The following is an 889-nucleotide window of genomic DNA, read 5'->3' on the forward strand; positions in this document are numbered from 1 at the left end:
GCGCGTCGACACGGTCCTGGTCGCCGGCTGCACGACGTCCGGCTGCGTGCGGGCCACCGTGGTGGACGCGATGGGCCACAATCTGCGCCCGATCGTGCTCACCGACTGCGTCGGTGATCGCGCGCTCGGCCCCCACGAGGCCAACCTGTTCGACATGCGCCAGAAATACGCGGACCTGATGGACAGCGCCACGCTGTTTGCCGCCTGTACGGCCTGAACACCCCCGCCCTGATCGAGACCACCACAGGACACGCCATGGTCGACTCTCTCGGATACCGCAAGAAGTTCGGCGTCATCGCCCCCAGCACCAACACCTCGGTGCAGCCCGAATACGACGCGATGCGTCCGGTCGGCGTGACCAACCACTTCTCGCGCATCGACATCCCCGACAACTCGGTGAAGAGCGACGACGACTTCAACGCCCTGATCGGCAACATCCGCTCGGCGATGATGGATTCGATCGACTCGGTGATGACCTGCAGCCCCGACTACCTGATCATGGGCATGTCGGCCGAGACCTTCTGGGACGGACTCGACGGCTCCAAGGCGCTGCAGAAGCGAGTCGAGGAGCGCGCCAAGGTGAAGGTCGCGATGGGCTCCGACGCCTGCCAGGCAGCGCTGCGCGCCTTTGGCGACATCAAGCGCATCGCCGTGATCACGCCCTACATGCCGGTGGGCGACGCGCAGGTGCGCAAGTTCTTCACCGATTGCGGCTTCGAGGTGGTGGGCCTGAAGGGCCTCAAATGCGCGAGCCCGATGCTGATCGCGCATGTGAGCGAGAAGCAGCTCCGCGACGCCATGATCGAGCTGAACGATCCCTCCGTCGAGGCGATCGTGCAGGTCGGCACCAACCTAGCGATGGCCCGCATCGCGCCATGGGCCGAGTTCT

At 65.5% G+C, this 889-nt stretch carries 2 protein-coding genes; both read left to right on the forward strand.

Annotated features, from left to right (window positions below):
* Positions 1 to 217, forward strand: a 217-nt coding sequence (locus tag ABTU92_RS29395) for an isochorismatase family protein (RefSeq protein WP_408095087.1), incomplete at its 5' end; no start/stop codon positions are given.
* A 38-nt stretch (positions 218 to 255) separates the two neighbouring features.
* On the forward strand, positions 256 to 889 hold a 634-nt coding region (locus tag ABTU92_RS29400; protein ID WP_408095088.1), incomplete at its 3' end, for an Asp/Glu racemase.

The sequence above is a fragment of the Rhodoplanes sp. SY1 genome, assembly GCF_046000175.1.
Lineage (GTDB): Bacteria > Pseudomonadota > Alphaproteobacteria > Rhizobiales > Xanthobacteraceae > Rhodoplanes.